Source organism: Amycolatopsis sp. NPDC023774 (assembly GCF_040639695.1).
Taxonomy (GTDB): Bacteria; Actinomycetota; Actinomycetes; order Mycobacteriales; family Pseudonocardiaceae; genus Amycolatopsis.
On sequence record NZ_JBFAAJ010000001.1, the window covers coordinates 382,704 to 401,421 of the forward strand.

An 18,718-nucleotide genomic window follows, 5' to 3' on the forward strand; every position below is an offset into this window, starting at 1 on the left:
CCTTCTTCAACTTCCCCACCTCGCTGCATGGGTGGTGTCCCGCCACCCAATTGTGGCGTTCGGTGCGTTGAGCGCACCGAACGCCACATTGGGGCGCTTTTCACCGCCACCACCCTGGACGCCGCGGCGAGGCCACGCAGTAGTTTCAACTGCATGGGTGAAGACAAGCGCGAACTGCCGCCGATACCCGACCGCCTGCCCGCCGCGGTCGTGGACGCCCACACCCACCTCGACGCGTGCGGAGCCGTCACCGCCGCCGACGTGACGGCCATGGTCGACCGCGCCGAACGCGCCGGCGTGGCCCGGGTCGTCACGGTCGCCGACGACCTCGCCTCGGCGCGCTGGGCCGTCGACGCGTCCACGTGGGACGAACGCGTGTTCGCCGCCGTCGCCGTGCATCCCACGCGCACCAAGGACTTCGGCGCCGCCGACAAGTCCGAAGTGGAGCGTCTGGCGTCGGCCGAGCGCGTGGTCGCCGTGGGCGAGACCGGCCTCGACTACTACTGGGACTACTCGCCCCACGACGCCCAGCAGGACGCGTTCCGCTGGCACATCGACCTCGCCAAGCGCCTGGGCAAGACGCTGATGATCCACGACCGCGACGCCCACGAGGACGTGCTGCGCATCCTGGACGAAGAGGGCGCACCGGACACCGTCGTCTTCCACTGCTTCTCCGGGGACGAGCACATCGCGCGGCGCTGCCTCGACAAGGGCTACGTGCTCTCGTTCGCCGGCACCGTCACCTTCAAGAACGCTCGCGGGCTCCACGAGGCCGCGCGACTGGCGCCGGCGGGGCAGTACCTCGCCGAGACCGACGCGCCGTTCCTGACCCCCCACCCGTTCCGTGGGCGCCCGAACGAGCCCTACTGCACCGCCTACACCGTCCGGCACCTCGCGGCGCTGAGGGGCGAAGCGGTCCACGAAGTGGCCCAAGCGGTCCGGACCACTGCCGAGCGCGTCTACCAATTGCCCAGTGTCACAACGGGTTGAACGGATTGCGACGTTCGGGGAGCGCACTAGCCCACACTGACGAGTGACACAGGTCACGACACTCCGGGCGGTGTTTGCGCAACCCGGCGACCTCCGTTACTGTCCCGTGATCGTGCCGGTCGGAACCGCGGACGCGGATCCGGCTGATACGCCCACAGTCACGTCAGTGCACGTCGGGGAAGCGGCACCGAGGTTGGTACGACTCGGGACCGTGACGATGGCGCTGGCTGGGGGTGTCGGACTTGAGAGGCGCGCCGAATGGTGCGTCGCGACGAAGGAACAGGTCGTGGTGACACGTCCTGCCCTGGGAAAGGGAACGACCCAGTGACTGGTAGTAGGCAGGGTGGCTCGCGCCATAGCACCGAGAATCGTGGTGCTGCGCAGACCCTTTTCACTTCCGCTGGTTCGGTGGCCGTGCTCGACCGCGAGCTCGCAGACACCGCATACGGGGACCTCGGTTTTTCCGACGAGCTGTACGTGACGGAGCAGGACGTGCTCCTCGCTCTCGGCCCGGACGCCGACGCGATGATGGCCGAGATCGACGTCGACGTCGACGAGCTGATCCGGCTGATCAACGCCGAGACGACCATGCTCCCGCCGCTCGCCCTCCCGGACGAGCTCGCCGAGGACCGCACCGCCACTCCGGAGGCCAAGAAGGTCGCCGTCGAGGAAGGTCTGCGCGAGGCCACCCGCACCTGGAAGCGCCGCTTCCTCAAGGGCGCCGTGCTGGCCGTCATGATCTCCGTCGGCGGCGGCGGTGCCGCGGCGCTGGCGATGAACAAGAGCGTGACCGTCGACGTCGACGGCCACGAGCTCACCGTCCACAGCTACGGCGACACCGTCGGCGAGGTCCTGGAAGACGCCGGCCTCTCTGTCGGCGCCCACGACTCGCTTTCGCCCTCGCCGCAGGCCGAGGTCGGCGACGGCGGCGTCATCAAGCTCGAGCGCGGCCGCCAGCTGAACCTCGTCGTCGACGGCGTGTCCCGCCCGTCCTGGGTGCGCGCGACCACGCTGGGCGAGGCCATGACCCAGCTCGGCATGGCCGACATGATGGGCAAGGGCGCCTGGACGTCGATGCCTGCCAACGGCGAGCTGCCGCTCGAGGGCTCGACCGTGCAGGTCAAGACCCTCAAGCACATCACGCTCTTCGACGGCAGCAACGCGCCGCGCCAGCTCACCACCAATGCGGTGACCACCAAGGAGTTCCTCTCCGACTTCAAGATGAACCTCGGCCCGGACGACGCGGTCGAGGGTGGTCTGAACGTCTCCCTCAAGGACGGCGCCGAAGTCCACGTCAGCCGCATGGGCGTCTCGATGGTCAACCAGCAGGAGACCATCGACCCCGATGTGCAGAAGGTCGACGACCCGACGCTCGAGCAGGGCAAGACGACCGTTCAGGACCCGGGCACCCCGGGCCAGAAGATGGTGACCTACAAGGTCACCAAGAAGAACGGCGAAGAGGTCTCCCGCGAGCAGGTCTCGGTGAAGGTCCTCGTCGATGCCAAGCCGAAGATCCTCAAGGTGGGCACGATGAAGCCCGCCGACCCGGCGATCGGCGACGGTTCCGCGTGGGACCGCATCGCGGCGTGTGAGGCCGGCGGCAACTGGTCGATCAACACCGGCAACGGCTACTACGGCGGCCTCCAGTTCGACAAGCGCACCTGGGACGCCTACGGCGGCGACGCCTACGCGGCCTACCCGAACCAGGCTTCGCGTGCCCAGCAGATCGCGATCGCCGAGAAGGTCCGCGACGCCCGCGGTGGCTACAGCGCTTGGCCGGTCTGCGGCAAGCGGGCCTGAGTTCCGCGTTTCCCGCGGCTCGGTAGGCTTCCCCGGTGGTTGAACTGCTGGGGCCTGCCGAGATCCGCGGGCTGGCGGACGAGCTCGACGTCCGGCCGACGAAAAAGCTCGGCCAGAACTTCGTGCACGACCCCAACACGGTTCGCCGCATCGTCGAGCTGGCCGGGGTTCAGCCGGGCGACGTCGTCCTCGAGGTCGGCCCCGGGCTGGGGTCGCTGACGCTGGGACTGCTCGACGCCGGTGCGCGTGTGGTGGCCGTCGAGATCGATCCGAAGCTGGCGGCGCGGCTTCCGCGCACTGCCGCCGAACGCGCCGCTTCCGTCGCGGATCAGCTGACCGTGGTCGGCGCCGACGCGTTGCGGATCAGCGCGGCGGACCTGCCGGCCGAGCCCGTGTCGCTGGTGGCGAACCTCCCGTACAACGTCGCGGTCCCCGTCGTGCTGCACCTGCTGGCCGAGCTGCCGTCGTTGCAGCGCGGGATGGTGATGGTCCAGACCGAGGTCGCCGACCGCATGGCCGCCGGTCCCGGCAGCCGCATCTACGGCGTGCCCAGCGTGAAGCTCGCTTGGTACGGCCCGGCGCGCAAGGTCGGTGCCGTGCCGCGGTCGGTGTTCTGGCCGGTGCCGAACGTCGACTCGTCCCTCGTGGCTTTCGAACGTGGCACTCCCGTGGAGGGCGTTGAGCGGCAGCGGCTGTTCGAGGTCGTGGACGCCGCATTCTCCCAGCGCCGCAAGACACTGCGCGCGGCCCTCGCCGGCTGGGCCGGTTCGGCCGATCGCGCGGGCGAGCTCCTCGTGGCGGCCGGCATCGACCCGAAGACGCGCGGCGAACAGCTCGACGTGCACGACTTCGTGCGGCTCGCGGCTCAAGCCTGAAAGAGCCGCGCCAGGTGGTAGTCCAGCGTCGCGAGGACTTCGGGTGGGGTGAAACGGCCGTGCAGGATGTCGAGACCCAGGCCCGTGAAGCCCGCGACCAGGAGGTTGGCCTCCTGCCGTGGCTGGACGCCGGGCGGGAGAGCCGCGCGGCGCAACAGGCTGGTGAGCAGGTCCTCGATCGGCGTCTCGGTGTGGAGAAAAACCTTCGCCAACGCAGGGTCGCTGTGGGTGCGGCTGAAGTACGCGCGGTGGACGCGTAGTGACAGCTCGCGCTCGGCGTCCAGCGGGAGCAGCTCGGTGAGCAGCGTCCGGACCACGCCGCGCACGCTCTGGTCGACCTGCGCGGCGATGCGGGCCTGCGCGCGCTGCTCGCCGCGTTCGTGCAGATAACGCAGGGAGAGCACGAGCAGGTTGTGCTTCGTCTCGAAGTAGTACTGCACCAGCCGCAGCGACACGCCTGCCTCGGCGGCCACCTCGCGCATGCTCACGGAGTCGAGTCCGCGTTCGGCCGCGATGCGCCACACCGCCGTCGCGATCTCGCGCCGGCGCTGCTCGTGGTCGACGCGCCGCGCCATGGTCCTCCTCCGCTGTTGTGGTACGACTGTATCCGATACACGCGTATCATCAGCGGTGTGACGCAAGTCCGGAGTCGGCTCGCGGACGGGAGTGGGTGTCCGGCCGGGAAGACGCGGTGTCTCGCCGTGGCGAACTACCTTGCCGAACCGTCATTTACCCACGCGCGCGCCACTCCCGGATCATCGGGCCGGAATCGCGGCTCCACCAGGGTTCGGCAGCGTCCACAGTGGAATTGGTGGCCGGATTCGCCGCGCGGAAGAGATTCGGTGCCGGAGCCTTCGGGGTCCACGATGTGGCTACGAGTGTCCCGGTATCCGGGCACCACCACTCGTGTGATCTGCACCAACGCGCTTGCGTTCACCCAGTGGGATCGGCTTTACTCAGAAAGTCCATCCCGAGCGACTGAGAGACCTGGCTCGCCGAAGTCGCAGCAACCACTCCCCATGGGGCAGGTGCTACAGCCAGGACCGATGGAGGCTGTTTCCGATGCAGAGGGTAGCCCGCCCGCTCCTGTTGACCCGGCGGCGCGTCGTCGATGAAGGTCGCCGCACGGTATGTGCGTGTCGACGCTCCACAGTCATCGCCTGATCTTTTCTTACGCAATTCTGCGCACCGTCCGAAAAGGACGGTGATTCGGTGACGCCCGGCGCGCCTGGAAACGGTGCTGCGCCCACTGCCTGGAGCTCTCTTCGTGATCACTGTCGAAAACGTGTCCAAGTCCTTTCCCCTCAACGGAAATCCGGTCGCTGCGCTGCGTGATGTGAGCGTCGACGTGCAGGCCGGTTCCCTCTTCGGCGTGGTGGGCCCCGCCGGCTCCGGCAAGTCCACGCTCGCCCGCTGCATCGCCCTGCAGGAGCGCCCGGACCGAGGTGTCGTACGGCTCGACGGCCTCAACACCGGTGCGCTCGACGGCCGACGGCTGCGGGAGGTCCGCCGTCAGCTGGGTGTCGTCGGTACGAAGCCGGAGCTGCTCGCCGAGCGCACCGTCGCCGGCAACATCGCCACGCCGCTGGAGCAGCTTGGCGTCGACGGCCCGCAGCGCAAGAGCCGCGTCGGCAACCTGCTCGACCTCGTGGGCCTCACCGCCCGCGCCGCGCAGAAGCCGGCCGACCTCACCCCCGGCCAGCTGCGCCGCGTCGCCGTGGCCAAGGCGCTCGCCGCCGGCCCGGCCGTGCTGCTCGCCGACGACCCGACCGCCGGCATCGCCCCCGAGGAAGCCGGTGCGGTGCTCGCCGTGCTCGACCGGGCCCGCGCCGAGCTGGGCACCACCGTCCTGCTGACGACCCCCGACGCCGGGGTCGTCCGCCGCGTCTGCGACGACGTCGCGGTGCTCGAAGACGGCGTGGTCGTCGAACGCGGTCACGTGCTCGACCTCATCGCCTCGCCGGGCAGCTGGACCGCGCAGGCGGTGCTGCCGGCAATCGAGACCGCCCGCGCGCAGGCCGCGAAGTACGACCGGTCCGCCGACGTCGTGCTGATCGGCTTCGCGTCCGTCGGCGCCCTGCTGCCCGAGGCGGCCGGCCGCTTCGACGTGGAGGTCGCCACCATCGGCGGCGGTCTCACGCGCATCGGCGACACCCCGATCGCGCGTTTCCGCATCGGTGTCCGCGGCGAGCGGGCCGACGCGGCGCTGGCGTGGATCGCCGACCGCGGCGCCCACGTGACGCCGGCCGTGCGGGCTGCGCAGAGCGTCGCCGCCTGACCCCACGCCCCTGAGCCGTCCGTCTGGCCCACCGGCCTGACCCAGAGCGCCCCAATGCGGCGTTCGGTGCGCTCAACGCACCGAACGCCGCGTTGGGTGCGTTGAGCGCAACCAACGCCACAGTGGGGCGGGTGGGACAGGGGTCCGGGGGGAGGGCGCGGGCGTCCGGAAGGTTGGGACCGCCGTCCTGAGAACGACTGTTTTCTCCTGGTGGGGAGCCCAGGCGCCGGGCCACGTAGGCTTGACGGGTGCTCGCCGTAGTTCCACCACCAGTCACCGTCCGGGTCCCGGCCAAGGTCAACCTGCACCTGGCCATCGGTGACCTGCGCGACGACGGTTACCACGACCTGGTCACCGTCTTCCAGGCGTTGTCGCTCACGGACGAGGTGACCGTCGCGGCCACCGACGAGCCGGGGCTCGAGGTCTTCGGCGAGGGGGAGGGGTTGGTGCCCACCGACGCCACCAACCTCGCCTGGCGCGCGGCTCAGGAGCTCTCCGCCTACGCCGGTCGCGCCGAGGGCGACGACCCGAAGGTGCGGATCGTGCTCCGCAAGGGTATCCCCGTCGCCGGTGGCATGGCGGGCGGGAGCGCCGACGCGGCGGCGACACTCGTCGGCCTGGCCTCGCTGTGGAAGCTCGACGTGACGCGCGACGAGCTGGCCGCCATCGCGGGCAAGCTCGGCAGCGACGTGCCGTTCGCGCTCTACGGCGGCACCGCGCTCGGCACGGGCCGCGGTGAGCAGCTCGTGCCGGTGCTGTCGCGCCACACGTTCCACTGGGTGCTCGCGTTCGACACCGAAGGCCTGTCGACGCCGAAGGTGTTCGGCGAGCTCGACCGCCTCCGCGCCGACGGCAACCCGCCGCGCATCGGCTCGCACACGCCCGTGGTCGAGGCCCTCGCGTCGGGTGACCCGCGCCAGCTCGCGCTGCTGCTGGGCAACGACCTGCAGGCGGCGGCCGTGTCGCTGCGCCCCGGCCTGCGCCGCACGCTGCGCGCGGGCGTGAACGCGGGCGCGCTGGCCGGCTGCGTGTCCGGCTCGGGACCCACGTGCGCGTTCCTCTGCGCCGACGCGCAGGCCGCCGTCGAGGTGGCGGCCGAGCTGTCCGGCGCCGGCGTCTGCCGGACGGTGCGCGTCGCCCACGGCCCGGTGCCCGGCGCCCGGCTGGTCGGCGGCGACGACGCACCCCGTGGCGCGCCACCGCGCGTGCACGCCTGAACCTCTAGTCCACTGTGGAAAGGATCGGCTGAATCGGATGGCCAACCTGGTCAACCTGGAGTCGGTGAGCAAGTCGTACGGCGTGAAACCGCTGCTGGACGGCGTTTCGCTCGGCGTCGCCGCAGGACAGCGCATCGGTGTGGTCGGTCTCAACGGAGGCGGCAAGACGACGTTGCTGGAGGTGCTCGCGGGTCTGAGCGAGCCGGATTCCGGTCGGGTGAGCCATGTTCGTGACCTGCGCATGGCCGTCGTCACCCAGCGAACCGAGCTGCCTTCGGGCAGCACGGTCGGCGACGTCGTGCTCGAACGCTATGGCGCGGAACACGAATGGGCCGCCGACGCGCGCGTGCGGTCCATTGTGGACGGGCTCGGCATCACCGCCATCGGGCTCGACACGCCGACCGCGAACCTCTCCGGTGGCGAACGCCGTCGCGTCGCGCTCGCCGCGGCGCTGACCGGCGAGCTCGACCTCGTGGTGCTCGACGAGCCCACCAACCACCTGGACGTCGAAGGTGTCCGCTGGCTGGCCGACCACCTGCTCGCCCGCCGGATCGCCGTGGTGGTCGTGACCCACGACCGGTGGTTCCTCGACACCGTCGCGGGCCTCACGTGGGAGGTCGCGAACGGGCGCGTCGAGCAGTACGAAGGTGGCTACGCCGACTGGATCTTCGCGCGGGCCGAGCGGGCGCGCCTGGCCGCGACGGCCGAGGAGAAGCGCCAGAACTTGGCGCGCAAGGAGCTGGCCTGGCTGCGCCGCGGCCCGCAGGCGCGCTCGTCGAAGCCGCGCTACCGGGTGGAAGCCGCCGAAGCGCTGATCGCCGACGTGCCGCCGTTGCGCGACTCCGTGGAGCTGATGGCGTTCGCCAAGCGCCGCCTCGGCAAGACGGTGCTGGAGCTGGAAGACGTGACGCTCAGCGTCGGCGACCGGACGCTGCTCGACCACGTGACGTGGCGCATCGGGCCGGGTGACCGCGTGGGTCTCGTCGGCGTGAACGGTTCGGGCAAGACCTCGCTGCTCAAGCTGCTGGGCGGTGACATCGAACCGGAAACCGGGCGGCGGGTCGAGGGCAAGACGGTCGCGCTCGCGCACCTGCGCCAGGAGCTCGACGACCTGCCGGGCGACCTGCGCGTGCTGCAGGCGATCGAGCAGGTGGCCGGGCGCGTGGTGTTCGGCAAGCAGGAGATGACGGCTTCGCAGCTGGGCGAGAAGCTCGGCTTCCCGGCCGAACGGCAGTGGACGCCCGTCGGTGATCTGTCGGGTGGCGAGCGGCGCCGGCTGCAGCTGTGCCGGCTGCTCATGGCCGAGCCCAACGTGCTGCTGCTCGACGAGCCGACCAACGACCTCGACATCGACACCCTCCAGCAGCTTGAAGACCTGCTCGACGGCTGGCCCGGCACCATGGTCGTGGTCTCGCACGACCGCTACCTCGTGGAGCGCGTCTGCGACACCACCGTGGCCCTGTTCGGCGATGGCCAGGTGACGAACCTGCCCGGCGGCATCGAGGAGTACCTCGATCGCCGCACGAAGCTGCGCGAGGCGACGCCGCGGCGCCGTGACATGGCGCCGGGGCGGGGTGCGTCGGCGGCTTCCGGGAAGGCCGAGACCAAGCGCAGCAACGCGGAGATCCGGGCCGCGCAGAAGGAGCTCGGACGGCTGGAGCGCAAGCTCGACCAGCTGGCCGCGCGCGAGGAGAAGCTGCACGCGGCGCTGCTCGAGGCGGCCACGGACCCGGACAAGCTCATCGCGTTGAACACGGAGCTGAAGGGCGTGCACGCGGAGAAGGAAGACGTCGAGGCGAAGTGGCTGGAGACGTCGGAAGCGCTCGAATGACGGCTTGATCGGTGCTGTTCGCGCCACCGCGGGCAAGCGTTGACACCCAGACAGTAATCTGTCGCGCATGAGTCGGTTCGTGGACACGCTCGTCGAGACGGCGACGGGGCGGGGTCAGCAGCGCGGCATGGTCACGGGCGAGCCCAAGGAGCCGGTGCGCCGGACTTGGGCCGAGGTCCACGACCAGGCCAAGAAGATCGCCGGAGGCCTGGTCGCAGGCGGGTTGAAGCCCGGGAGCGCGGTGGCCGTGCTGGCCGCGGCGCCGGTGCTCATCGCGCCCACCGTGCAGGCCGTGTGGCTGGCCGGCGGCAGCGTGACGATGCTGCACCAGCCGACGGCGCGCACGGACCTCGCCGAGTGGGCCGAGGACACGGTCAAGGTGCTGGGGATGATCGGCGCCGGGCTGGTGGTGCTGGGCGAGCCGTTCGACCAGCTCGCGCCTGTGCTGGCCGAAAAGGGCATCGAGCACCGCCTGATCACGGAGCTGGCCGAGGCGGAGCCGCTGGGCGAGGTCGTGCCGACCGACGAGGGCGACACCGCGTTGCTCCAGCTCACCAGCGGTTCGACGGCCGACCCCAAGGCCGTGCGGATCACTTACGGCAACCTCTACACCAACGTCAAGGCCATGGTCGACCGCGCGGAGTTCGACTTCGACGTCGACGTGATGGTGTCGTGGCTCCCGACGTTCCACGACATGGGCATGGTCGGCTTCCTGACGGTGCCGATGACCTTCGGCGTCGAGCTGGTGAAGATCACGCCCGTCGAGTTCCTGTCCGGCCCGTTGATCTGGCCCGAGCTGATCTCCAAGTACAACGGCACCACCACTGCCGCGCCGAACTTCGCGTACGCCATCGTGGGCCGCCGCATGGCCCGCGTCGAGGACGACAACGCCTACGACCTGTCCAAGCTCCGCATCGCGCTCAACGGCGCCGAGCCGATCGACGAGACGGCCGTGCGGACCTTCGTCGACGCGGGCGCCCGCTTCAAGATGCCGGCCGAGTGCGTGTTCCCGGCGTACGGCATGGCCGAGGCGACGCTGGCGGTGTCTTTCGCGCCGCTGTTCACCGGTCTCACGCTGGACGTCGTCGAGGCTGACGCGCTGGAGGCGGACGACCGCGCCGTCCCGGTCCCCGAGGGCGACCCTCGACGGGGCACTGACGCCGTGCGCTCCTTCGCCGTGCTGGGCCGCCCGCTGGACGGCCTTGAGGCGAGCATCGTCGCCGCTGACGGTTCGCTGCTGGGCGACCGCGAAGTCGGCGAAATCCGCCTCCGCGGCCCGGCCGTCACCCCGGGCTACCTCACCGTCGACGGCCCCCTCGACACCCAGGACGCCGACGGCTGGATGAAGACGGGCGACCTCGGTTACCTCATCGACGGCCAGATCGTCATCTGCGGCCGTCGCAAGGACGTCATCATCATGGGCGGCCGCAACCTGTACCCCACCGACATCGAACGCGCGGCCACCTCGGTCGAGGGCGTACGTGCCGGCAACGCCGTCGCCGTCCGCCTCGACGCGGGCAGCCGCCGCGAACGCTTCGCCGTCGTCGTGGAGTCCAAGCTGGCGGGCGACGCGGAGGCCGAACGCGCGCTGTCGAAGCAGGTCGCCGCTCGCGTTCGCGACGCGGTGGACATGCGCCCGTTCGCCGTGGTGGTCCTCCCGGCCGGCAGCCTGCCCAAGACTCCGTCGGGCAAGGTCAAACGAGCTGCGACTGCGGTGCAGTACGCGGACAAGATCGCCCACAACGCAGAACACTGACGCCGGCTTCGACCGCGACGAACACGGAACCGGCCCGCTCACCACACTGAGCGGGCCGGTTCCGTGTTCTCGGGGCTTGGGAGTCCGGAGGGCGGGGTTGTTTCAGGAAGAAGGAGGAAAGCTGAGCAACCGGCCGGGAAAGCGCCGCGGGGGAACGACGCCGTCAAAGCCGAGAAGACTTACCGGTCCTGGAAGGACTCGGCGTTCTCCGTCACCTCCGGACGCGGTGCCCGGGAGGCTGTCGCCTCGTGCTCGTCGCGTGCGCCGGGGACGGCGGGAGCGCGTCGGCCGGACAGGTCGGCCAGCTGTTCCTCCACGGCGTCCAGGAACTGGTCGACCTCGCGTTCGTCGTAGCCGCGCTTGCCGATCAGCGGCTTGTTGAACATGACGTGGTGAACTTCGGCCGCGGTCAGGTCGTCCTCTTCGGCGATCGTTTTCGCGATGCGCCGCACGAACTCGTCGACCTCCTGTTTGGCATAGCCGCGGCGGCCGATCGGGGCGTTACCGAAGGTGACCTCGATGAGGTCCTCGGCGGTGAACGACATGAAACATTCTCCGATTCAGGGTCGGTGTGCGGACTCCCGCATTCCGTCCTAACCGGTCACCGGGGCGCCGGGAAGCCCGCACGCGCCGGACGACTCGATCAGGGCCCCATAAGCCGCCCATCGAGTGAGCAAAAACTACGCAGCGCCACTCATGATCACCAACAGAGCGCAACCGGCCGATCAACCTGCGTGAAACTCGTTCTGGGCCGCGGTGAGCCCCTTCGAGAGCAGTGCTTCGGCCGCATCCGCGGCCACGGAGATTTCGAACGGGAGCTCCTTGCGCTCGACCGTCGAGAAGTCCTTCAGCACGAAATCGGCGGGGTCCTGGCGCCCCGGCGGACGGCCGATGCCGAACCGCACGCGGTAGTACTCACGCGTGCCGAGCGACTTGGTGATGGAGCGCAGGCCGTTGTGCCCGTTGTCGCCGCCGCCGAGCTTGAGCTTCAGGGCGCCGAACGGCACATCGAGCTCGTCGTGCACCACGACGACGCCCGAGGGCTCGACCTTGAAGAACCGGGCGGCGCCGACCACGGGACCGCCGGAGAGGTTCATGAACGAACGCGGCTTCACCAGCACCACGCGACGGCCTGAGAGTCGCCCCTCCAGCACCTCGGCGCCGCTCTTGTGCGCCTTGAACTTGCCCCCGATGCGGGTGGCCAGCTCGTCGAGCACCATGAAGCCGACGTTGTGGCGGTTGCCGGCGTACTGGGGCCCGGGATTACCGAGGCCGGCGAGCACGATCAGCTCGCCGGCCCCAGGCAGGTCTTCACTCACGGAAGTGAGTTTATTCGGCGTCCCCGGCGGGAGCCTCGGCGCCTTCGGCGGCGGCCTCTTCGTCGCCGGTCTCTTCACGCTGCGGCTCGTTCACGGCCACGACCAGCGCCTCGGCGTCGGTCACCAGGACCGCGCCCTGCGGCAGGGTGACCTGCGCGGCGGTGATCTGGGTGCCGATCTCGAGACCCTCGACGGAGACCTCGATCTGCTCCGGGATGTGCAGCGCCTCGACCTCGATCTGGAGGGTGTCGAGGTCCTGGTTCACCAGGCCGCCCGGGCCGGCGGTGCCGGTCACGACCACCGGGATGTCCACGGTGACCTTCTCGCCGCGGCGAACCACGAGCAGGTCGACGTGCTCGATGTAGTTCTTCAGCGGGTGGACCACGATGGTCTTGGTCAGCGCCAGCTCACTGGAGCCCTCGAGGTCGAGGGTGAGCACGGCGTTGCTGCCGTTCTCGCGGACCACGCGGGCGAACTCGAGGGCCGGCAGCGCGAAATGCCGCGGGTCCGAGCCGTGCCCGTAGAGGACCGCGGGGATCTTGCCGGCGCGACGGGTGCGCCGCGCGGCGCCCTTGCCGAACTCGGTGCGCGGCTCGACGGTAAGACGTACCTCGGACACGGTGTAGCACTCCTTCAAATCACAAATCGGTGCAGCAGGTGGCGGCGGGGATCGTCGATCTCTGCTTGGGCGGTGTACTTCGAAAATCAGCTGCGTACGGCGGCGAGTTTCCAGGCGTGCACATTCCACGGGGCTTCTCGAGCCGCCGCGTCGATCACGCTGGGCACCACACGGTGCACCCGCCTCGCCGAGACAACTCGAGAAGTGTAAACCCTCGTTCGACAAGGAGGTTGCGGCGGGTGGCCCCGCACGACTAAACCTTGGTCCTGCCGGTGATGACGACACAATTCCGGTGGTGCAGGCGCGTGCCGCGGGCATGGGATGATTCCCGCGGAAATAGAGGGGCGAGAATGCGGGCTCGATGGATCGCCGCGGCGGTCGTGCTGCTGGGTGGCGTCCTCACGGGGTGCCAGGTCTCAGTGGTCGGTTCGGCGGGGGTTTCGCCCGCTGACCAGCAGATAGCCGACCGGCTGGCGGAGCAGCGAGATGCCGTCGATGCCGCGTTGGACGCGCTGGGCCGGGCGCCCGCGCTGGAGTTCGACACCACGGTGAAGGACGCCTCGGGCAAGCCGATCGGGCTCGGTTTCCGCCTCACTCGCGACGGCGATGGGTTCGGTGCGCTGCCGTTCGAAGGTCACGTGGTGCAGGTCACCGAGCTCGGGGACGATCTCTACCTCTCCGCCGACGCCGACTACTGGAAGTCGCACGGCCTCGAGGAAAACAGCGCCCAGTTCGGTGGCGGCTGGGTGCACACCGTCGGCACGGAGCTGCCGATGGACCCCGGCCCGCAGTTCGCCCCGGGCCGGCTCTCGATGGGGCTGGCCAAATCGTTGTCGAGTCTCAACCAGACGGCCGACCCGGTGAAGCGCAAGCTAGAGGACGGCACGGAGGTCTACCAGCTCGGCGGCGGCCTCGGCACGCTGCAGGTGACGACCGCGAAGCCCTACCGCGTGGTCTCGTTCGCCCCGGCCCTGCTCGACCCGCTGGGCGGCCCGAAGCTCGGCACCGGGTTCCAGGTGAAGCCGCTGACCGGCGACGCGCTCAAGAAGTTCCACACCGACTTCGACAACACCGTCGGCGGGCTCGGGCAGCCGTTCGACGGGCTCGCGCAGGCGAGTGTGGTGGTCACCAACGACCGCCTCGACTGCAAGGACTTCGTCGGCTCGTGCACCGCCACCGTCGACGTGACCAACAGCGTCGTCGGCAACAGCCCGGGCTCGAAGCCGGTGGTGCACGTGACGCTCACGATCGACGTCAGCGCCGATTCTCTCGGCTCGAAGACCTGCTCCACACAGGGCGACGCGGCCGCCGACGCGACCCTCACCATGTCGTGCTCGGTCAAGTTCTCGCTGCCCAACCGCACGGCCAGCTACCAGGTCCTCGCGAAGCCGACGGCCGTCGGCGAGGTGCGCGTGCCCTTCGACGCGAACGCGGCGAAGGCCAAGCTGGCGACGTCGTTCGCCCAGCTCGGCGGCTGACCTGCACACCTACCCGGCGGTGCGTTGGTTTCGTTGAAGTAGTGGATCTCCCGTCTCTACCCTCGCCTTCGGCTGAGAGTTCGACCAGGAGGAGCGGGGACATGAGCAATCTGGTGGTTTTCGGCGCGACGGGGTATGCCGGTGGCCGGATCACGGACGAGGCGCTGCGGCGCGGGCACGCGGTCGTCGGGGTGGCGCGCAAGACCGAGGGCCTGCCGGCCGAGGTCGAGGCCCGCACGGGCTCGATGCACGACGCCGGGTTCGTCGCCGACGTGACCAAAGGTGCCGACGTGATCGTGGTCGCGACCCCGGGCCGGGCGAACGAGGAGGGGCAACGGCTGCTCGACGCGCTGCCGGCGCTCGCCGACGCGGCCCGCGCGGCCGGTGCGCGGCTGTCGTTCGTGGGCGGCGCGGCGTCGCTGCTGGTGGCCGAGGGCGGTCCGCGGCTGCTGGACACGCCGGACTTTCCCGAGGAGTACAAGGCCGAGGCGAGCAGCCATGCCGAGGTCCTCGCGGCCCTGCGTGAGCTGCCGGGCGACGTCGAATGGTTCTACGTGAGCCCGGCGGCGGAGTTCGGCGCCTGGAACGCCGGCGAGCGCACGGGGTCGTTCCGGGTGGGTGGCGACGTGCTGCTGTCCGACGAGGAGGGCCGTTCGCAGATCAGTGGTGACGATTTCGCGATCGCGTTCGTGGACGAGATCGACGAGCCGCGCCACAGCCGGGCGCGCTTCACCGTCGCGTACTGAGGTCTGCTCCGTGAAGGGCACCACTGAAGGATTCAAAGGTGCCCTTCACGGGAGCGCTGATCAGCCCGGGGAGCCGACGGCGCAGAAGAACTTCGTGGCGTGCGCCGGGTCGAGGGCGTTGGTGACGAGGTTCCAGACGTTGAGGTCGTAGGCCTCGCCGATGTGGCCCACCGGGTCGAACGGACACGTGTCCTGCACGTACTCGTTCACCACACCCGGCTCGCGCACGAACGCCGTGTCGGTGGGGGTCACGAGCTCGTCGTAGCGTGACGTGATCACGGTGTACTTCACGCCGGGCTGCGCGATGGGACCGGTGGTCAGCTTCTTCACGGCGGCGCCGCCGGTGATCAGGTCGTCGCACGCCGGGCAGCCGAGCGTGGCCAGGGCCTTGCCGACGGCGTCGCGCTCGCCCTGCCCGAGCAAATACGCGAGCTTCGTGAGGCCGGCGAACGTGGTGCCGTGCGTGGGCGGCGCGATGGACACGACCGAGCCGATCTTGTCCGAGATGTCCTGGGTCTTCGTGACGTAGAGGGACTGGAAGCCGCCCTCGGAGTGGCCCACGATGTCCACTTGCGACGCCCCGGTCTCCGCGAGCACCTGGCCGATGAACTGCTTGATCTCGGCCGCCGAGTCGGCGATGGGGCGCAGGCCACCGACGACCGGGAAGCCCGGGTAGGCACCGTAGGTCTGGCTGAAGGTGCAGTAGCCCTTGGCCGCGACGGCCGACTGCAGGAAGTTCAGGTCCTCGTAGTAGGTGGCGCCCAGGCCGTGGAGGAAGACCACGGGCCGGGGGTGGGCCGCGCTCGGGCGGCACGACGGGTCGTTGTTGCCGCCGGCCGCCTGCGCGGGCGCGGCGGTGAACGCGGCCGCCACGAGCGCCACGGCGGCCAGCACGGCCGCTTTGGTCCGCAGTTTCCTCATGCAGAAGGGTCCTTCCTCACGGTCACCGGCGGCGTTGCCGGTGGTTCAGGGGGTGGGTAGAGCACGGCGTGGCGCCGGGCGACGACGTCACTGCGGATCTCGAGGGTCGGGGTCAGCTCACCGGACTCGACGGAGAACGGCTCGGGTACGAGCGCGAAGTCCCGGATTCGCCGGGCGGAGAATAGCGTGCGTTCACCGACGCCACGTCACGGGCGATGACCGAGCGCAGTCGTTCGTCGGGGTGCCAGCCGGGTTTGTCGGTGTTGATCCCGGTTTCCGCGGCGAGCGCCGGGGGGTTGTCGTGGTAGCCCGAAGACGGGCTTGAGGCGGCCGCCGAACGCTTGGCGGAGGCGGGTTCTGCGCGTTTCGTCGACCTCGAGTCCGCCTATGGCGGTGTGAATCTTCTCGGACCTCGCCGGAACCGAAGGTGCGTAGGTGGGGGCGACCTCGGCCAGTTCGGTGAGGACAGTGCGGATGTTGCCCCTGGAGTACGTGATGGTGGCGCCCGTGTCGAGGCAGAAGTACTGGAGCATCCGGGTGAGCAGGTAGGCGAACGGGACGTCGTCAGGGCCGACATCGGTCAGCTGCCGCGGCGTGGCGACGATCGAGGTGCTGTTGCCGTGTGTCAGCACGCAGCCCTTGGGGTCGCCGGTGGTGCCGGAGGTGTCGACGATGGCGGCGACGTCGTCGGGTCGCGGATCTTGTCGTGGCCCGGGATTTGGCTGTGTGCCGGGAATTTCGGTGCCGAGGACCGGGATCGTGGTGATCCGCCCGGGCTTGCCCGCGAACGCCGCGACGGCCCCGGAGTCTTCGCGGATCCAGCTGATCTGCCGCGGCGTGCTGGTGGGGTGGATCGGCACGCAGATCGCGCGGGTGCGGGCGATCGCGAGGTCGCAGATCGTCCACTCCGGACTCGCGGGGGCGAGCAGTGCGACTTTGTCGCCCCTGCCCGCGTGGTCGCGCAACCTGGTCGCCACACGGTCGACGTCTTCGTGGAGCTGGGCGAACGTGCGCTCGCGCTCGGTGCCGTTGTCGAGGTACCGCTGTGCGCTTGACATCGGATACCTCCCGGTATTGGATACCTGAAGGTATTGAGTTGGCTTCGGGAAAGTCAAGCCCTTGATCAGGAGGATTAACCTCGATGCCCGCACCGGGCCGCACGCGGCCGACGCGCGCCGAAACGCGCCGACGCATCCTCGACGCGGCGTTCCAGGTCTTCGGCGACCAGGGCATCGCGGCCTCCAAGCTGACCGAGGTCGCGGCCGCCGCCGGCCTCACGAAAGGCGCGGTCTACTCCAGTTTCGCGTCGAAGGACGAGCTGGTGCTGGCCCTGATGGAGGAGCACGCGGCGCACCGGCTTTCCGAGAGCCTCGCGAGTTTCGCCTCAGCCGGCACGGGCGCGGCCGGCCTCGCCGACGTCGCGGCGGTGCTGGTGCACGAAATGCGCACGGACGCGGTGTGGCACCGGCTGCTGGCGGAGTTCTTCGCCTTGGCGCACCACGATGCCGACCGCCGGCTTGCTCTGCGCGACCGCCGCCGTGCTGTCCGCCGGACGATCACGGCCGCGTTGGAGCGCTTGGCTTCGGGGTTCGGTTTCTCGTTGCCGTTGCCGGCCGAAGAGTTCGCGGTGATCCTGCTGGCGCTGAGCAACGGCCTGGCCGTCGAGGCCGACATCGACGAGGACGCCGTCCCGGAGGGGCTGCTGGGCCGCGTCCTGACGTTGATCGCCGGCGATGCGGTGGCTGCCGTGCGCTCCGCGGCGGAAAGGGTGGCCGGGGACTGAAGATCGCTTGTTGCATGAGGCTCGGAGCGCGAATGCCATGACGATCTGTTGGATCTTCTGCCGGCCACGCCTTCCGGGCAGCGCCGACCGAGCCTGCTGTTCGAGGACTACCGCGGCGTACCGACGATCGGGCGATCCCGGCAAACGTTGTTGTGGCGTGCCGACAGTGGGCCAACCGCCGAAAGCGTGGCAATGGTCAACGGCCGCGCAACCGAGCGACCACCGGCGCCAGCGTCTCCATCATCGAGTCGAACACCGTGATGTAGGAAAACCCGTACCGTTCCCGGCGTTCGACGAGCTGCGTGACGATTTCGTCGACCGTCCCGAGCAGCAGCTGCGGGGCTTCGAGGAGGTCGTCGACGCCGGGTTCCGGGTCCGTCAGCGCCTGCCACTCCGCGGCGGCCGCGCGGCGATCGTCGGTCACGACCACCCGTTGGATCAGCATGTTGTACTCGATGTCCCGATCTCCGGCCAGCGACCGGAAGTACGACACCCGCGAGTCCATCTCCGAAGCCGGGTCCAGCACGAACGTGCCCGGCGGCTTGCCCGGAGCCTGCCGCAGACCGGCGAATCCCACGATGTCCGCGTCCGACGCGGCCAGCGACAACACCCCGTCACTGTTGCCCGCGATCAGCAGCGGCGGAAGATCCGCACCCAACCGCTCACGCAGCTCGGTCAGACCATCGCGCAGGTAAGCGATCCGATCGGCGGCCTTCAACCACGGCAACCCGGCCTCGTCGAACTCCGACTTCATGTGGCCCGAACCCAGCCCCAGATCGAAGCGGCCACCGGTCAGGACGTGTGTGTTGGCGACGTCCCGCGCGAACAAAGCGACGTTGTAGAACGGCAGGTTCGACACCAGCGTCCCCACCCGCGGCCGAGAAGTGGCAGCCGCGGCGGCCACCAGCGCCGGGAACGGCGCCGGACGCCCGTCTCCCAAGTGGTCGGGCACGCTGATGGCGTCGTACCCCAGCTCCTCGGCCCGCCGGCACAAGCCGGCGAACGACGAATCGACAGTCCGCAGACTGACACCGAACTTGAAGTTCCCCATGCCGCACGAACCTAGCCCCACCGCGCCGCGCAGCACAGACAGTTTCGCCGCCGG

Annotated in this window: 17 protein-coding genes and 1 riboswitch; of the genes, 10 read left to right on the top strand and 7 right to left on the bottom strand. The window is 69.8% G+C overall.

Translation table 11 applies throughout. The features are described from left to right. Positions 1 to 153 precede the first annotated feature (153 nt). From AB0F91_RS01950 to rsmA, 3 genes are all read left to right on the top strand, one after another. Positions 154 to 990, top strand: a complete 837-nt coding sequence (locus tag AB0F91_RS01950) for a TatD family hydrolase (protein WP_360593912.1) — start codon at positions 154 to 156, stop codon at positions 988 to 990. A 414-nt stretch (positions 991 to 1,404) separates the two neighbouring features. Further along, positions 1,405 to 2,790: a transglycosylase family protein gene (locus tag AB0F91_RS01955; protein ID WP_360595111.1), complete on the top strand. Its 1,386-nt coding sequence runs from the start codon at positions 1,405 to 1,407 to the stop codon at positions 2,788 to 2,790. A 35-nt stretch (positions 2,791 to 2,825) separates the two neighbouring features. Further along, positions 2,826 to 3,665: a 16S rRNA (adenine(1518)-N(6)/adenine(1519)-N(6))-dimethyltransferase RsmA gene (rsmA, locus tag AB0F91_RS01960; RefSeq protein WP_360593913.1), complete on the top strand. Its 840-nt coding sequence runs from the start codon at positions 2,826 to 2,828 to the stop codon at positions 3,663 to 3,665. Here the strand turns inward: rsmA and AB0F91_RS01965 are convergent. Next, on the bottom strand, positions 3,656 to 4,240 hold the full coding sequence (locus tag AB0F91_RS01965; protein ID WP_360593914.1) for a TetR/AcrR family transcriptional regulator: 585 nt from the start codon (positions 4,238 to 4,240) through the stop codon (positions 3,656 to 3,658). The genes rsmA and AB0F91_RS01965 overlap by 10 nt on opposite strands. Positions 4,241 to 4,627: 387 nt before the next feature. Continuing rightward, a riboswitch (SAM riboswitch) is annotated at positions 4,628 to 4,718 on the top strand. A gap of 214 nt (positions 4,719 to 4,932) precedes the next feature. On the opposite strand from AB0F91_RS01965, the gene AB0F91_RS01970 reads away from it, so the two are divergent. The 4 genes from AB0F91_RS01970 to AB0F91_RS01985 all read left to right on the top strand — a co-directional run bounded on the left by AB0F91_RS01970 (position 4,933) and on the right by AB0F91_RS01985 (position 10,747). After that, entirely contained in the window at positions 4,933 to 5,943 is a 1,011-nt protein-coding gene (locus tag AB0F91_RS01970) for an ATP-binding cassette domain-containing protein (RefSeq protein WP_360593915.1), read from the top strand. 248 nt (positions 5,944 to 6,191) lie between these two features. Beyond that, positions 6,192 to 7,160: a 4-(cytidine 5'-diphospho)-2-C-methyl-D-erythritol kinase gene (locus tag AB0F91_RS01975; protein WP_360593916.1), complete on the top strand. Its 969-nt coding sequence runs from the start codon at positions 6,192 to 6,194 to the stop codon at positions 7,158 to 7,160. Positions 7,161 to 7,197: 37 nt separating this feature from the next. Beyond that, positions 7,198 to 8,991 carry an ABC-F family ATP-binding cassette domain-containing protein gene (locus AB0F91_RS01980; protein WP_360593917.1) on the top strand — a complete coding sequence of 598 codons (1,794 nt, stop codon included), beginning with the start codon at positions 7,198 to 7,200 and terminating at the stop codon, positions 8,989 to 8,991. A gap of 67 nt (positions 8,992 to 9,058) precedes the next feature. Continuing rightward, positions 9,059 to 10,747: a fatty acyl-AMP ligase gene (locus AB0F91_RS01985; protein WP_360593918.1), complete on the top strand. Its 1,689-nt coding sequence runs from the start codon at positions 9,059 to 9,061 to the stop codon at positions 10,745 to 10,747. Positions 10,748 to 10,926: 179 nt separating this feature from the next. Here the strand turns inward: AB0F91_RS01985 and AB0F91_RS01990 are convergent, their stop codons facing one another. From AB0F91_RS01990 to AB0F91_RS02000, 3 genes are all read right to left on the bottom strand, one after another. Further along, positions 10,927 to 11,292, bottom strand: a complete 366-nt coding sequence (locus AB0F91_RS01990) for a DivIVA domain-containing protein (RefSeq protein WP_360593920.1) — start codon at positions 11,290 to 11,292, stop codon at positions 10,927 to 10,929. Positions 11,293 to 11,472: 180 nt separating this feature from the next. After that, positions 11,473 to 12,066: an aminoacyl-tRNA hydrolase gene (gene pth, locus AB0F91_RS01995; RefSeq protein ID WP_360593922.1), complete on the bottom strand. Its 594-nt coding sequence runs from the start codon at positions 12,064 to 12,066 to the stop codon at positions 11,473 to 11,475. A 10-nt stretch (positions 12,067 to 12,076) separates the two neighbouring features. Then, positions 12,077 to 12,685: a 50S ribosomal protein L25/general stress protein Ctc gene (locus tag AB0F91_RS02000; RefSeq protein ID WP_360593924.1), complete on the bottom strand. Its 609-nt coding sequence runs from the start codon at positions 12,683 to 12,685 to the stop codon at positions 12,077 to 12,079. A gap of 350 nt (positions 12,686 to 13,035) precedes the next feature. Here AB0F91_RS02000 and AB0F91_RS02005 point away from each other — a divergent pair, with 350 nt between their 5' ends. After that, complete coding sequence (locus AB0F91_RS02005) at positions 13,036 to 14,163, top strand: hypothetical protein (protein WP_360593926.1); 1,128 nt, start codon at positions 13,036 to 13,038, stop codon at positions 14,161 to 14,163. A gap of 101 nt (positions 14,164 to 14,264) precedes the next feature. Continuing rightward, positions 14,265 to 14,909, top strand: a complete 645-nt coding sequence (locus tag AB0F91_RS02010; RefSeq protein WP_360593928.1) for an NAD(P)H-binding protein — start codon at positions 14,265 to 14,267, stop codon at positions 14,907 to 14,909. Between the two features lie 60 nt (positions 14,910 to 14,969). On the opposite strand, the gene AB0F91_RS02015 is transcribed toward AB0F91_RS02010, so the two are convergent. Next, the gene (locus AB0F91_RS02015) at positions 14,970 to 15,830 is read right to left on the bottom strand and encodes an alpha/beta fold hydrolase (protein ID WP_360593930.1); all 861 of its coding nucleotides are present in this window, start codon (positions 15,828 to 15,830) and stop codon (positions 14,970 to 14,972) included. A 206-nt stretch (positions 15,831 to 16,036) separates the two neighbouring features. Next, complete coding sequence (locus tag AB0F91_RS02020) at positions 16,037 to 16,888, bottom strand: AMP-binding protein (protein ID WP_360593932.1); 852 nt, start codon at positions 16,886 to 16,888, stop codon at positions 16,037 to 16,039. Positions 16,889 to 16,971: 83 nt separating this feature from the next. On the opposite strand from AB0F91_RS02020, the gene AB0F91_RS02025 reads away from it, so the two are divergent. Next, positions 16,972 to 17,613 (top strand): TetR family transcriptional regulator, encoded by a 642-nt coding sequence (locus tag AB0F91_RS02025; RefSeq protein WP_360593934.1) that lies wholly within the window; start codon positions 16,972 to 16,974, stop codon positions 17,611 to 17,613. 196 nt (positions 17,614 to 17,809) lie between these two features. Here the strand turns inward: AB0F91_RS02025 and AB0F91_RS02030 are convergent, their stop codons facing one another. Further along, positions 17,810 to 18,664, bottom strand: coding sequence for a TIGR03621 family F420-dependent LLM class oxidoreductase (locus AB0F91_RS02030; RefSeq protein ID WP_360593935.1), 855 nt, complete (start codon positions 18,662 to 18,664; stop codon positions 17,810 to 17,812). Positions 18,665 to 18,718 lie beyond the last annotated feature (54 nt).